Origin of the sequence: Marinicella litoralis, from assembly GCF_002591915.1 — a bacterium.
Classification (GTDB): domain Bacteria; phylum Pseudomonadota; class Gammaproteobacteria; order Xanthomonadales; family Marinicellaceae; genus Marinicella; species Marinicella litoralis.
In genome coordinates this window covers 1-17,087 of the sequence record NZ_NIHB01000003.1, presented here as the reverse complement: position 1 = coordinate 17,087, position 17,087 = coordinate 1, and the positions used below count along the sequence as shown (strand labels likewise).

At 42.5% G+C, this 17,087-nt stretch carries 3 protein-coding genes; all 3 read right to left on the bottom strand.

Annotated elements, in window-relative coordinates; translation table 11 throughout:
- Window positions 1–9: 9 nt before the first annotated feature.
- From CCS90_RS10255 to CCS90_RS10245, 3 genes are read right to left on the bottom strand one after another with little or no spacing between them, the layout of a single operon-like run.
- Window positions 10–1,854: a hypothetical protein gene (locus CCS90_RS10255; RefSeq protein ID WP_099019479.1), complete on the bottom strand. Its 1,845-nt coding sequence runs from the start codon at window positions 1,852–1,854 to the stop codon at window positions 10–12.
- On the bottom strand, window positions 1,851–2,852 hold the full coding sequence (locus tag CCS90_RS10250; protein ID WP_099019478.1) for a peptidylprolyl isomerase: 1,002 nt from the start codon (window positions 2,850–2,852) through the stop codon (window positions 1,851–1,853). Before CCS90_RS10250 ends, CCS90_RS10255 begins: the two co-directional genes overlap by 4 nt.
- The gene (locus tag CCS90_RS10245) at window positions 2,852–16,495 is read right to left on the bottom strand and encodes a beta-propeller fold lactonase family protein (RefSeq protein WP_099019477.1); all 13,644 of its coding nucleotides are present in this window, start codon (window positions 16,493–16,495) and stop codon (window positions 2,852–2,854) included. The genes CCS90_RS10250 and CCS90_RS10245 overlap by 1 nt, the downstream gene beginning before the upstream one ends.
- Window positions 16,496–17,087 lie beyond the last annotated feature (592 nt).

Here is a 17,087-nt window from a genome sequence, read left to right as displayed (position 1 = left end):
ATAATCACCTTATTGGTTTAAGACTGCAGTCGATGCAATTCTGTTGAGTCTAAAGTCACCTTCTACAAAAATTGCATTTTTATGTAAGCCAATGATGGTTTCTCTGAATATGCCACCCATCTCTTCAACCCCCCACCCTGGCGGATCAGCGACGTCTGGATATTTAGGGTTATTCGGAGTGAAGAAAAACTCCATTTCCCTGGTTATTTGAAAGGCTTCTTGTTTAAAGTTTAAAAATTGTGCATCCTTATTGTCATGATCAGGATGGTATTTGTGTCTGAATGGATTGGTGGGCATTTCTGGATCTATCAACAAGCTGACATTGACTGAATTATTCGGTGCAAACTCACCATTCATCAGCATGTCATCTCCATTGAAATCGTAACCAATGGTGCTGTACCTGACTCCTGCAGATTGTCCACTTCGTCTGGTGATTCCAGAGTAATTTGGTATCAACGCATCATTGGTCAATAAAACATAATAACCAGGCACATCCACTTCCACATAATCCGGATTACTTGCACTGGTTGAATAGGTGCCGTTTTGCCACATCTGAACCACATTTTTAATTAATTTAACCTGACCCGTGGCGTCAACATGCATCAAAACCCTGATTGAAAATGGTTTGCCTACGCTTTCAGGCGTGACCCCTCCTGTTTGGGCCTCACTGACACCTCGAACGCGTGCTGTACCAATCCATAAGCCTGCATAGCTTTCCATGGAACCTGTACCACGAGTGGCCAATTTTTCGCTGATTCTAGTGGGAATCGCCAATGGTTGTATGGTGTTGGCACCGGCATGAATCATCACTTTACCGCCTTGCTCATTGGTTACTGATAACACTTGTTCCATACGCTCTTCAAGAAAATTGGCTCGATCAACAGCCAAGGTCACAATGCGATCTTCACCTGGCTGAACTTCATAGACTTTGACATTCGGTAAATTAGGCCAAGCTTCTTCGCCTGTTTCTGGGTCAATGTTTAAAAACTTCATAGGCATTGAATTACCATTCACCCGATTGATACTCATGTAATTAGGCACGTCACTTAAATTGGTTAAAATAATATCAATCTCTGTGAACGCGGCCCGATATTCAATGGACTCACCTTGTTCTACCGTTACATTAATTAAACCCTGAAACTTTGAAGTACCCTCTGTATAAACCCAATAAGACTCACCTGACTTCATGACTTCAGTATATGGATTGGCCACCAGTTGCCACTCTCCTTGTTGAGTTAATCGATATATCGGTTGATCATTGTGTGCCTCAGAAGTGGCGAAAAAGTCACCAAAACTGGGTTCATCACCTTCAACCAGTGGAAATCCAGTTAAAGTATATCCATTGGTGGTCCATTTCTTTTTCCTTAAAATGGGTCGTCCTGTGATGGTTATGGTTTTATTGGTGGTCCCATCTAACTTAACCAAATACGAAGTATTCGCAGAGATGGTATACAGATTACTTAAGAACGCTTCTGGCCTTGGTTCAGGAAAATATCCATACCATCCATCTACACTCAACAAGCCCTCTGCTGGGTCTACCACAAAATCACTGCCCAAGCCTTTAGGTAACCAACGCCAAACACTTTCCACAGGGACACCAGAAAACACATCGGTAATTTGATTGTTGACGGGCTCTAACTCAACAAATATTGCATTCCAGCCTGGCTTCAATGTAATGGTTTGTTGATCGACAGCGATTCCAGCAACAGCCAATTGTAATTGGCATAATAAAATAAAGAGCAGTAAATATTTAAAACAACTCATAGGTTGTTTATTGATACCATTCTTCGTTTTTAAATTCAGTTGAATATTCATGATGTTTTTCTCATTGATGTGAGTTTTGGTGATTTTCATTGTTGATCTCCTGCACCAGTTGGCAATGCGGGTGGTTTGCGATCAGAGTTGCGCTTAATGGGGCTTATTGGTTCAATTTGTGCCAATAAATTTTCATTGATTTCTACCGTAGAATTATCAATTAACGAATAAATAAAGTCTTTTTTGACTTGATCCTGCTTAATTTTGAGTAATTGTTTTTTGATTCCACTGGACACTTGATCTAATGTTTTGGCGTTTACACTTTCAGAGGCGACCAATCTAACCAAAAATAAGCCTTGGTCTGTTTCAACCACATCCGAAACATCTCCGTTGTTGTCTAACTTAAATAATTCTTGAATAACACTTCGATCCCATTTGTATGCTCGGTTTGGGTTCTCTATAAACCAACCAATAACCCCCCCTTGGTATTTCGAAGCTCGGTCATCAGTATGTTGTAATGCCAAATCGCCAAAATGATACGTATCTTCATCCAAATCACTGACTGCTGCCTTAACTTCTAACAACGACTGTTTCAAAGCAGCTTTCTCTTCTGCACTGGTTTTACTGGTGGTTGCCTTATAAATGACCGCCGCTCGTTTTCTGGCAGGCTTTTCATAAACGCTGTAATTCTCATCAAAATGTTGTTTGATTTCAGCTTCAGTCACTTTAACCGCATCAATTTTACTTTCCAAAACCTCATCCAAGTATTTATCAATGGTTGCTTTGCGATAAATCTTTTGTACCATGTCATTTTTATTGATGCCTTTTGCTTCTGCATCATTCATCATTAATTTCTGATTAATCATGAAATCCAATAAAAATTTTCGCTGTTTGACATCATGGTATTGCCCTGGCCTATTACCACCACGCAGCGTCATTTGTTTAATGAACTCATCTTTAGTGATCACATCACCATCAACAATGGCCACCACATCTGAATTCAACGAAGGTGAACTTTTGAGTGGGAAGTTTTTCGCAACTACCCACCCAAAGACAGCAGAAACCAGCATCAATACCAAAACAATGAATTTATTCATTAGGGTAACTCCTCAAACCCATCCTTGAATATAAAGTATATCAAGAAGTTAGAATCAGACGCGGTGTTATTGGACATGTTGTAATCAGTACCACTGGCCAGAACAGCTTCCACAGTATTGATGACATGCGTTTCTGACATATCAACCAAAACCGGATCAATTTGTGCTGTCAAAGTGAATACTGCCAACGATCCAGCTGGCATGTTGGCGCCACCTGTTACGTTGTTGACATCTATATTGATACAGGTAGCGCCATCAAATGCTTCACAACTCCAGCTGGCGTTAATTAGGCTGGCTGGGAGTTGTTCATCCACATTCACATCGCCAGCATCTACCGAGCCTTTGTTTTCCAACACGATGGTGTATTCTAACCAAGCACCTGGTTCGGCTTCTTCTAACTCATCTGACTTACTGATGGTAATATCAATGCCAGTTAATAACTGGGTATTTTCAACTTCTTCATTGTTATTGGTATCAGGATCAAATGTCGATGTACTGACTTCAGCTCTTGTGTTAACCGAACTCGGTGTATTGGCGACTAAGCGCAAATCAATTAGGGTGTTTTCTTGTTGGCCAGGTAACAATACGCCGGTTTCACAGAACAACCCATAGATAACAAGTTCACATTCCGAATCATCGTTTACAAACTGAATTTGTTCAGACACATTAGGAACATTGGTAACAGTTAAAACATCTCGCGCATCGGAAGGCCCATGGTTAATTACATTGACATAGAACTGTAATGAATCTAATGACTCAGGATCATAGGGGTCAATGCTGTCATCAATGGTTAACTGCACATCTGAAACCACCTGAATAGTATCATTGGTGCTAGATACGTTGTTACTAAGCTCATCCTCATCTACAGGAGCGCCAGCAGTCACAGTTGCCGTGTTGACTAAATCTCCGGTGGCTGAAGACGGAACGTCACCTGTTATTGAGTATACAACTGATTTATCAACGGGTAGATATATCACATCTATCAAATCACCGCTGCCACTGGTTTGACACGTCACTCCAGGATCTGCAACACATGTCCATGCAAAGTTTGCAATTGAACTTGGAGCTAAATCGGTCACTGTGGTATTGGGTGCATCACTCGGACCTGCGTTACTGACCACAACATCATAGCTTACTGGTAAACCAGCAGTTACATTGGGTGACGTCAGGGTTTTAACCACTGATAAATCAACAAATTGAGTCACATTGGTAGTCACAGTGGAAACATTATTCAGTAAATCCCTGTCAGTATTGAACCCTTGTTCAAACACAACTGCCTCAGCAGTGTTAAGCAAAGTGCCAAAATAACTTGGGTCGATCAATGCATCAATCACAAATGTCACCGTTCCATCAATGGTAACATTGAGGGTTTCACTCAAATCACCCACCCCATTCGCATTTTCACAAACCGAACGTCCTGTTGCAGTACATGTCCATTCGACATCCAACAACACATTATCCATCACGTCATTGAGTTGGACACCAAGGGCATCTGATGGTCCTGTATTAGCCATTACGATTTGGTACTGGATGAATTCACCAGCAATCGCATCTGTTGGGCCGGTCTTGCTGACAGAAACGTCGGTTTCTATCGTGATCACTGTGGTGTCTGTGGCCGTACTGTTGATTGGATCTAAATCTACAGAACCAATAGGAACGCTCATATTAACGGTGTTACTTAAAACACCACGTGCTGAAGGATGAACCGTTGCGGCAATTAATGTGGCTGCTGATGAACTTGGGTTCATTTCAAACAACACATTCACATGATCACCAATGCCATCAGAAACAGGACATTCAGCATCTGCCACCAATCGCAATGTGGTCAATGAATCACTGAGGTTACTGAGCACCAACACGTTGGTGCTGTCCATAGTGATTCCATTGGGTCCATCCATCAAACCACCGCTTAAACCGTCATTGGTGTATACATCCTCCAAGGTCAATGAACCGTCAGTGTCATTGCGCTCATACAGTGATACAGAGGAACTGTCGATATCGGCAATCACCAGCTTTCCACCGTCATTGGAAAAGGCCATTTGGCTGGGAGAGGACATTGGACCCACCCCTGCTTCGCCGGCTTTCAACTGAGCAATGTATTCAAGTTGACCCGTGCTGTTATCTCGTGAGAAATACAACATGGATTGATCATCTCCTGCCAAGAAGTACAGGTATTGACCATTCGGTGAAGATTTAAGATCCCGTAAGCCATCCATACCAGGCACATCGCCTGCCAAATGAACATCACCTTCGCGAATCACCTCTTGATAGGTTAATTGTTGCGTCATTGTATTTCTGCTGAATATTGCGATTGCATCAGAAAAATCAGACACTGTATACAGGTGCTGACCATTCGGAGAAACCATTAAATCATTGATTCCGATAATCACATTGCTGTCTGGAACAATGGTTCCAAAACCGTCACGTACACGTTCAACAAAAGTCAACATACCTGAACTGTTATTACGAGCAAAGACTGTGATCGCATCAGATCCATTGGCAGCTACATAGACTGCGGCATCATCGGGTGACACGGTCAGGTTGACTGGATCAGTCATACCAATCACATCATCAACTCCAGAAGTTACTGTTTGTACATATTCAACATCATTTAAGTCTTCTATATTGAATACAAATAAGCTGTTGCTGTCTTCTGCCGTTACATACAAATGATTTTCATCTTGGCTCAATGCCAAAGCAGATAAGCCAACAAAATCAACCAAGGTGTAATTAACCGGAAGGTCATCTACTGTGATGGTAAATACATCACCCTCAGTAATGGTGTTGAGTAAAACCAGCGTTCCATTCAAATCTTTACTGAACACAGAGACTGCATTGTTATCAACACTGGCTATCCAAACCCTGTCCCCCGCTTCATTCATAATGACGGTAGAAGCGTTCTGTAGTGTACTGAATTGCGCGCTGTCATAAGTTGTATTTAAAACGATGGGTTGTGTGCTGACACATGACCAAGAAATAGATCCAGACAATAAACCTGCATTTTCAACTGGGAAAATAGGCAACACATCATCCATAGTGGCTAACACACTACTGGGTCCAGAGCTGAACACATTGATTTCATAGTCCAAGGTGGTGCCGGCAACAACTTCAAGCAAATTATCAGTTTTGGTTACACTCAAATCAGTGGTTGGTACCAATAAATCAGAATCAGTTGCCATGTTATTACTGGCATCAAGTTCTATGGTATCGCCACTGACGACCACTTGAGCACTGTTAATCAGATTACCTGTTGCTGTTGGCAACACATCACCCGATAATACATAAGTCACTGAGCCGCCTGAGATGATATCAGCAACATCTGAAAGCTGCCCACTACCAGACTCGCTACATTGTGAGCCCTTGGCCACTTGTAATAAGATCAGATCATCGCCACTCAAGGCATATATGAATTGCTTGTCTTGACTGAACACCAATCGACTCAAACCGTCCAAAGCTGCAATCAAGTTGGTGTCATACACCACTGCAGAAAGTTGATATTCATCTTGAATCAATTGAAACAGTGAAATGCTATTTGACCCACTATTGGCCACATACATTTGCTTGGCATCAGATGACAGTAGAAGGCTGCTTGGGCCAGAACCTGCTGCCAATGTAACTTGGTTGCGATAACTGAATTCACCAGTCATCACATCCATGTCAAACAAACTGATGGCATCACTGTCTAAACTGCTGACATAAATCGTTCCTGACTGTACCACTACATCGACTGGCTGTTCTAAAACAGACCCACCAATTTGAAAATCCTGAATGACATCAATAGGACTCAATGCGCCGGTTGAGTTGTTTCGATCAAAACTGGCCAAAGATTGGTTCAAATTAGCCACAGCAATTAAATATGAACCGGTCTCATCAAATGCCAAGGTATTCACACCTGTCAAGCCTTCTTCTCCAATAAGTAATGACGCAAAGGCCAATGAACCATCAGAAATATTGCGATTAAAGACAGCAATGGCATTATCTAAATATCCGGCCACATAAACATGCTGATCATCTGGTGAAAGCAGCACATCAACTGCCCCACCTATACCATTGACACCACCTGAACCATCAACCAATACCGCTTCGAAAGTCAACATACCAGTGGTAACATTGCGACTGAAAGTAATCAATGCATCATCACCCGAAGACACCGCATATAAGTTTTGCTGGTCTTGACTGAGTGCCAGTGCTGACAAACCATTAAAGCCTGATAAGCCCATATCACCATCGACCATAGTTTGAATCACAGATAAGTCACCAGTTCGCTTGTCTCTGGCATATGTGATCAATGTTGAATCGGTGGCACCTTGTCCTAAAGAATAAGCAAACAAACCATTGCTACTGACTGTCAAGTCAGCATAGTCATTCAAGTTGTTATAAACCAAGAAATCACTGGTGTTTGTGTCATTATCACCATCATCCAATAAACCAACTTCAGGCACAGCCAAACAAGTCCAGTTCACATTGCTGATTGATTCAGGAACCACATCGGTTATCAACACACCCAACGCATCTGAGGGTTGGGCCGCTGTATTTGCCGTTGGGCCATTGGTAACAACGATTTCGTAGGTAACAGGAGTACCAGGAATCACTTCAGTCAAACCATTGTCCTTGGTAATGATCAAATCAACAGCTGGAGACAACAAGGTGTTGTCATCTGTGGCCGTGTTATTGGCAACATTCGGGTCGTTAATTGCAAAATTTGGATCAGTAGAGGTACTCACAGTGGCAGTATTCGACAGCACACCGGTGGCATCAGTTTTGATCACACCCGTGGCTAAAATTTCTACCCGTGAACCTGCCGGCAAATCAACCACTTCGTTCACATTACCTGGTTGTACATTGGTATTACAAGCTGCACCATCTTTGGGGAAACATTGGTAACTGATTTGTTCAAATTCAGCTGGGAAAATATCTTGAACCCTGACTTTCTGTGCATCACTAGGACCAAAATTACTGGCTACAATCACATAAGTAATTTCTGAACCCGGTGCAACACCACCTAGACCATCTATCAAAGTTTGTTGGTAAATTAAATCACCATTCATCGCTGGTGTGACCGATTGATCGATAGATAAAGTAGTGACTGCATGATCATTTTTTGCAGCAATGTATTGATGTTTACCATCGGGTGAAATAAATACACCAGATGCACCATCCAATCCTTTGACAAATTCTCCCACTTGACCAAGGGCATCACCTTGTTTGATGATTTGATCAAATTCTAATATGCCAGTTAAGGCGTCTCTGGTGAATTTAACCACCGCATCTTCTGTCTGACCGGCGACATATAAATTGATACCATCATCAGCAAGAACCAAATCAGTGGCGCCACTCAAACCGACTACATTTGAAGTGCCATTTTGTTTGAATTGTACAAATGCCAATTCACCTGTCATCGCGTCACGCTCGAATACGACCAATGATTGCGCACTTCCACCCAACACATAAATGTGTGTACCCGAAGCATCAATGATCATTTCATTCGGTCCAACCAAACCACCGATTCCATCATTTCCATTGAAATAAGTGGTCATGTAACTTAATTGGCCAAAGCTTGGACTGTTGCTGTTGGGGTTTCTGAGGAACAGTGAAATGCTGTTTTCCGAATTTGAAATGACATAAATATGCTTGTCATCAGGTGAAACAATCACATCGCTGATGGCTGCAAGACCAGACACGCCAGCCACTGCATTTTGCAGTTTTTGAATGTAGGTTAAACGGCCTTGATTAACACCATTGGATTGATCAACACTGAATACAGTCAACGAACCAGTTAATGGGGCTGTTGCATATAAATGTGAGCCATCTTGACTGAAGGCTAAGGCATTAACACCTTCTAACCCTTCAACACCAAACAGTCCACTGCTTTGTTTTTCTAAGAAGCTTAACTCACCGCTTTGTTGATTTCTTCTCAATACCACCACTGAATTATCACCCGCACCTGCGGCATAAAGCGTCAAGCCATCTGCGGACAACATCACATCGGATACTGCCAGCAAGCCAGAGACGCCATCTGAACCATTTAAAACTGAATTCACATACGCAAGGTTACCAAAATCCATTTGATTCGAATCATTTTCTCTGCTGAAGATACCTATGGCATTTTCTTGTTGAGCAGCCACATAAATATGATCATTATTACCTGTGATATTGACGGCACCTAACAATCCATCATATTGAGCCACTCCATCCGTTTTGGTGATTGATAAATCCGCATTGGCATCAATTTCATTGGTGTCCGTATCAAAGTTGTTACTGAGGTTCAACTCAGCACCAATACAATTTTTGATTGGCCCAATGTGACTGGCTGGACAGCTGTAAACGCCAGCTGTATTAACCAATTCATCACTGGCATTAGATGCCACCGTGGCTTGTAAAGTAAATCGCAATAAGCCATTGGCCGCGATATTAACTTCAACACCGGAGTCTTCACCTCCTGTAGCGATGTCACCAATACCTGAAGCTGGACAACTGGAATCAGCTGAACGAGACAAGACTGCCAATGCATTATCAATACTGCCGGCAACATAAACAAACTCACCATTGCTACTTACTGCAACATCCAGAGCACCGTTCAATCCATTGGTTAGACCGACCGTGTCACTGATTACGCCACCAAAACTCAGTTCGCCAGTCACCAAATCACGTCCAAACCAAACCACAGAATCGGATTGTTCACCCGTGACATAAAGGTGTCTGCCATCGTCTGAAATATCCATGCCATTAGGCGCCAAGATACCGACCACTGAATTTTCATTTTGTTTAACACTTTGAACCAATGTCAACAAACCATAGTCATTGGAATTGGGGTCACTGATCACATCGCGTTCAAAGACCAATAATTTATTTGAATCTGCCAATGAAGCATAAAAGTGTTGACCGTCATTTGAAACAGTCATGGCTACAATACCGGCCATGGATTCACTGAGTGATGAGGCATCAACCAGGCCGATTAAAGTCAGGTCGCCAGTCAATAAATCACGTTTATAAATACCCAGGTTTTCAAAGTTAGCACCGCTGGTATATACAGTTCTACCATCAGGAGAGATGGCCAAGGCATTGATACCTGCCAAACCACTGACTCCGACTTGCCCTTGAATCATTGTTCTTGGGTTAGACAAATTACCATTCAAACGATCAAAAATAACCATCGCATTGTCATTGGCACCTGCGACATACAATGAAGTACCATCTGGAGACACCACGACATCAACCGCTTGATTCAAACCAGCCACACCTGAAGCAAAGTTATAACTCGCCACCGCACTGATTGAAAGGACATTTCCGGTTTGTACTGAAGCCCGCAGAGCCACCAATGAATCGTCAACCTGGCTAACCACATAGATGTCATCATCAACAACAACCAGTTCTCTGGCGCCATTTAGCAATGCATTTGTTTCTGAAGTGAACACCACTGATTGTGTCAACTCACCCGTCACTTGATTTACAGATAAAGCCGTGATGCTGTCATCCAATACACTGGCTGCCAGGACATGTGGGCCTAAGCCTACCAAATCTTCTACATATTCGACGGAAGCGACACCGGTTAATCCAGTGATGCCTAATTTTCCTTGTTCAACACTTTGTACAAAACTCAGTGAACCTGAACCAGAAGCTTCACAGCTCCAGTTGACGGTCGAAGGATTGAAGCCAAGGTTTAAAATATCTATGACTTGAATAGATTCATTGGAGTCAGAAAGCGCATCACTTGGACCATTGTTGGTCACTAAAATGTCATAGGTGACTGCTTGTCCTGGGACCGAGGAAATCCTGTTGTCTGTTTTGCTGATGGCCAAGTCATACTCTGGAACCAAGTCAGTCACATCAACATCACATGCATCTGTCGTATCCGGTGTCATACAAGTGTCTGAAATGTTATTGAATGAAAAGTTTTCCGGCGGAATGATACTGGCATTGGTAGTCAATTGACCTGATGCATTTGAACGGATGGTGGCATTGATTGAATAAGTTAATGTGCCGTTACTACCAATGTCAACTTGGTCAGTAATATTACCAGTTCCTTGGGCACTACATGATGAACCAGTACCTAATACAAATCCAGCCAAAGCATGATCAGCAAAGCCAACTGAGTAAACATGTCTGGTGTCATCGGTAACCACCAAGTCATATAATTGTTCCAATCCATTCACATCATTGACTTCGTCGATTTGAACCTCTATCACAGACAAAAATCCATAACTGCTGCTGTTTGAATTTTGATCACGATCGATGACTGAAATGGCATGGTCAAACTCAGCACCCACATACAATTTATCACCTTGTGAACTGATGGCAATGGCCCTTGCACCTTGGATGTAATTGAAACCACCCACACCATCGACATATGAATTCATCAATGTGACCTGTCCATATTGGGCACTGTTAGGATTTGATTGACGCTGAAACACAGATAATTTATGGTCATTAGCTGAAACCACATAAACATGATCTCCCTCAGGACTGGCAACTAGATCCATTGGCTGGTCACCGGCAAATGCGTTGCGTTGAATGAAGCTTATATTACCGGTACTGGATTCTCTGCCAATAACCACCAAACTGTCATCAATGCTACTGGCCACATATATTTGATCTTCTGCCGGACTGAATGACAATGAACGCGCACCAGCCAAGCCAGATACACCCACATCACCATTGGCTAAAGTATCAACCAGAGTCAACCTACCGGTGGTTGAGTTGATTGAATAATGAGCCACTGAAGCTTCAAAACGACCTGCCAAATATAAATGTTGGCTGGAAGCATTGATCAAAATATCTGATACACCCAATAAACCATCAATGGTATTGTTGGTGTGTGTCATTGTTGTCTCATAAGACAAATCACCATTGGTTGCCCTTCGGAACACGGTTAAAGTGGCCGAGTCTGAACTACCGACATAAACAAACTTCCCATTCGGAGAGACCGCAATAGAATCAATGTCATTCAAGCCAGTTAAAACACCAACTCCATCGGTGTAAGTGGCTTGATACTGGAGATTTTCTTTGCGCGTATCACTGGTACTTCCTTTGGTTTTGTCTCGCGCAAATTGCACCACTGAGTCACTGCCTAAAGCAGTGACATAAACACTCAGACCATCACTGCTGACTGCCACTGAACTGGCACCCAACATGTCTTGAACAATGGCCGAGTTATCAGATGGATTATAAGATCCGTTTACCCCACTGATTTCTGCTTCCATAAATGAGAACAAGGGGTCTGGTTGTCTTCTTTCATAGGCGGTTAAAGTTTTGCCGCCAGTGGCTGCCGCCGTGGTCAAAACATGCCTGCCATCTGGTGTGAATGCAATGTCCGTAACGCCATTTAACACTGCCAAAGTTTGGGTTTCTTGATAATTCAAGAATCCTTGGCTGTTTCTTAATAACACCAATATAGATTCAGAACCGGGTACTCCACCCACAATGACGTGCTCGCCATCATTACTCACTGCTACAGCGGTTAAACCTGCGATGGTTCCAGATAAAGGAGATAAATCAGCATCATTATATGAAGTGCCAAAGCTCAGCATGCCTGATGTGATGTCCCGCTTGATCAAAACTACTGAGGAACTGCCAGTAGCTGCCAAATACAAATCGTTGTCATCTGCACTGATAACCACATCAGCCACATCAGCCATAGAGACATCACTGACTGTATTCAAAACAGAAAAGTCTCCGAATGTGCCAGATAACTGGTCCGAATCTCGAGTAAAGGCATGAATGGTGTCACCAGATGCTTCCATGACATACAACTCTTCACTGCTCGCACTGAACACCATTTGACCTGCATCAGTTAATGCGTGATCAGTACTGAAAGTCAACAAGCCACTTCCGGTGTCGCGATCATATCTATTGATCTTTCCGCCACCTGAAATATACAGGTGTTTTTGATCTGTACTGATGACCATGTCCTCTACAGTTGAAGGAATCATGTCAAGCATGGGTCCTAAATATGTTAGTTGTCCAAAGGTAGCTGACAGACTATTGGTGTCACGCCCAAATATTGCAATCCCCACATTGGCACTGGAACCTGAGTTGATATCAGATAACACATACAAAAATCTGCCGGCATTATCCATGACCAAAGATTTGGGTTGTTCTATCGCATCTACCTGGTTAACACCTTGCTCTACTTCTTGTATAAATTGTAGTTGACCAAAGTCCCCACCAACCACGGTTTTTCTAGAAAACACATTGATTTTGGCTTTAAGTACACCCGCATCATCCGTATCGGGCGAAGCCACATATACATGATTGCCGTCAGGGCTGGCTATCAACTGGGCGCCAGCAGCACTTTGGTCTGAAAATTGAAACAAGGATAAGTCACCTGGAATCGGGGAAACTGCGCTACATGTCCAATTTACATTTTGTAATTGTGGTGGAAAAATATTTTGTACCGTGGCATCAAATAAATTATCAGGACCTTCATTGGCCACCCTAACAGTGTAACTGATGGTTTCACCTGGGACGGCTTCTAATCTGGCGTCATCATTATCGATGGTGATTTCAGCTGATCCGGTTAATGAATATTGCACACTGTCTTGATTGTTACTGGACACTGGATCAAAGGCTGAAGCAGAAACTGTCGCTGATGCTGTATTCACCACTTTACCTTCGGCACCCACAGCAGTTGGAACAGTTACAGTAAAGACAGCTGTAGAGTCCACACCCAAGTCGACGGTGGTGCTCAAAGCACCAGAACTAGGACCTGAATCCGCACAAGTACCAGCGCCATTTACCACACAACTCCACTCAGCTGACGAACCTTCAAGTTGAGTTGAATCCAATGGATCTTGAACTGTAACCGCGGATGCAAATGAAGGTCCCAGATTTGTGACTTCAATTTGGTAGACCAATTCCACATAATCATTATACAGGGGATCACCGGTATTCATCGGAGTACCAGAGACCAGTGTTTTTATCAATTCAATGTCAGAATGACCTGCCAGCGTTGTTACATCAGTGATGTTGGTGTTATTCGTGTCATTTGCTTCATCAATACCACTGGGCAAAGTGGCAGTCGCACTGTTGGTCAAAACGCCTGTAGCATCGTTAGAAACTGTTCCTGTGATAGTGAATGTAACCGCCGTTTGCGATTCCAAATCAATGTTGGCATTCAACGCATCACTCATGATCGATGGTGTCGGTGAGTTGTAGCCACATGCCGTACTTTGTGTGTTACAACAAGCTCCTGTATCCGCTGTTTCACACGTCCAAGAAATGGTACCAGGAACAAAGCCAGCCGCTTGGGCGGGATACAGTGGCAAAACATCTGTAACTGATATGTTTTCAGCATTGATAAAACCATCATTACTGACAGTCACTTGATAAGTATTTTCAGTCCCTGGTGCAATCGTCGCTGGGTCGTCAACACCATCGGTTTTGGTAACCACAATGTCTGTGCCAACGATAATTCTGTTGTTGAATGAACTGGTCAGGTCTTCGGTGTCACCTGTGTTCGTGGTTGTAGACGTTTCGACCAAAGTGATTGTTGCCGTGTTACACAAATCCCTGATGTTTTCTGCTCCATTGGTGGTGTCACAATCAGAACCAGTGGTTTCTGCCACGGTGGCATAAATAATAACTTCACTGCTGCTGCCTTTAGAAAGCCTGATTGGCACATCAAGCACTGATCCAAAGCCAGTTGAAATATCGGTATTTCCTGGACAGTTGGTCGGTGACATGGCTGTGTCCTGTATACCTTGGTCACTTTCACAATATTCCCAACAAGGGTCAGTGACACCTGGACCACAAGTCGAAGAATTGGCTGCATTGAAAAGGGTGTTGTCAAGATTGTCAACCAAACGAACCCCTTGCTCAGATGGATCTCCCAACATATCAACGCCTGCACCTAAATCACTGGGACCAAAGTTGGTAACCACAATACTGTAGGTAAAGGGTTCATTCGGCACCAATGTACCAGGTGAATTAGGATCACTTGGATCGGTTTTACCCGTTTTTTCAATCAGTAAATTAACTTGTCTGTCAAGTGTATCGCTGTCTGATGCGGTTGTACTGGTATCAACTGTATTGTTAGGATTTGCTGCCGTTACTTCATAAATCAATGGGTTTGCCACTGCACTTGAATAGTAATCAACGGTTATTTCAAATGTTATTGAACCATTTTTAATGATATCAACGGAAGTTGACAACGGCCCCGATCCAGCGGTACAAGCACTTGCCGGAATACATGCCCAGTCAATGGCTTCAAACTCAGTTAAACTGTTGTCCGTGATAGAGGCATTCAATACATCTGTTGGCCCAAGATTGGTCAATACAGCGGTGTATACTATGCCTGTGGTGCCTGGAGTATATGAATTTTGACTGTTACTCAAAGTCAACGTGTATTCGGAGAAAGGGTCTCTGGCCAAGGATTTCGAACCAGAAAATTGTGTAGATGGGGTATGGCTCGCAGGGTTATCTGCATAAGCTGTATAGACCAATGGATCTGTCAGCGTTCCGGACAAATAAGTAACAGAAACTTGATAAGTCAGGGTCGCTCCACTCTCAATAATCCCTGTGGTGTCTGACAAGGCGCCAGAACCCGACATAGCGCCACAAGTTGCGCCCGTAGAATTGGCGCATGACCAATTGATGACTTCATACTCAGATAAATCATTGTCACTGACAAGCACACCACTCACATCACTGGGACCATCATTTCTGATACTGACTTCATAAACTTCCGTATCACCAGGCGTGTAATTGGTTTCAGATGCTGTATCGGTATTTACCGTAACATTCAAAGTTGAAACGGGAGCCCAAGCATTAGAATCGTTGACCACCAATGGACCTGTGCCACCTCCAGCATCAGTCATGAATGTGTCACCAAAAGCTATGCTGCCTTCGTAGGTTAATGGGTCTACAGTTGCTGAACTGAGGTAAGTGGCATTCACCGTAATATTGGCGGTATCATTCTTGTCCAATTGCAACACTGGATTAACATTTTCGTTGGAATTAACTGAACCATCACAATTTGCAGGTGTTGCTATGAGCATGTCGCAACTCCAACTGTCAATAACCATACCAGTGGGCACAACATCACTGAAAGTCAAATCTTGTGCATCACTGGGTCCGTTGTTGTTGGACACGGTGAATACATAGGTACCCGTTTGACCTGGGGTATAAGTGGTTGGCGCATTGGATAGACTGAAATTGATGTCACTTTCAGATGCCCTGGTGATAGATACAGAATCATCAACAGCAATATTTGTAACTCCCACATCGGAAACATTTGCAGTAAAATTCAAAGTGCCGAAATAACCAGCATCATATCCAATTGATGTAATGGTGAATGTAACAGCATTGGCATCAACCAGTGTGATATTGGTGTCAATCGCCGTGTCATTTGATCCAGAGGTATTGCTACAAACAGACCCCCCAGAACCACTACATTCCCAATCGAAATCTACCAATGCAGCTGTGTTAGAAAAGTCTCCATCAAAGTCAATTCCTGAAATGGTGCCTAAATCCCCTTTTGAAACAGTAAAAACATAACTGTTAGTTGTCGTTGTACCGGGAGTGAACGTGCTCGGCGAAGTGGTGATTTCAGCAGTAATGGTGGCTGCTGAAACTGGCAATGACGTCAATAATGAAAAGAGAATAACGAAAAAAGAATTGTTTAACCGCTTGATAACTTGTGTCATGTTTTTCCCACTTTTTATGAATTCAAATAATATATAGATCACTTACGAATTCATTACAGCAGAGACACCAAAACTCCATGAATATGGAATCACATCCTTGTTTTAAAGCTTATTATTTCCCACTTTTCCTACTTCCCCCGCTCATTATTTTCATAATGATCACATAATCATTGTATACAATTGAAACTGAAATGCGTATCTTTTAATTGGCATTTTTACGTGTGATTGAATTTTAAATTAAGATATTTCTTTTTATAACAATAAGATACACCCATTAGCTGATGTTAAAAATATATTAAATCAAATTTCTATGATCAAATATACAAATAATCATTTGAAAAATTATGACAAAATATGTTCCTTATTGTGAAGAATTATAAGTGACTCTAAGCATTGAATTGAGTTGAATAGTACAATGAAATTGAATGAAATAATTTGCTGATTCTAAAATAAAAAATGCTATTTTCAATGTTTCGCACAAATTTCAGGCAAAAAAAAGCCCCAACTTTGGTTGAGGCTTTTTTGGTATAAGATCCTGGCGATGTCCTACTCTCACATGGGAACTCCCACACTACCATCGGCGATGCTACAT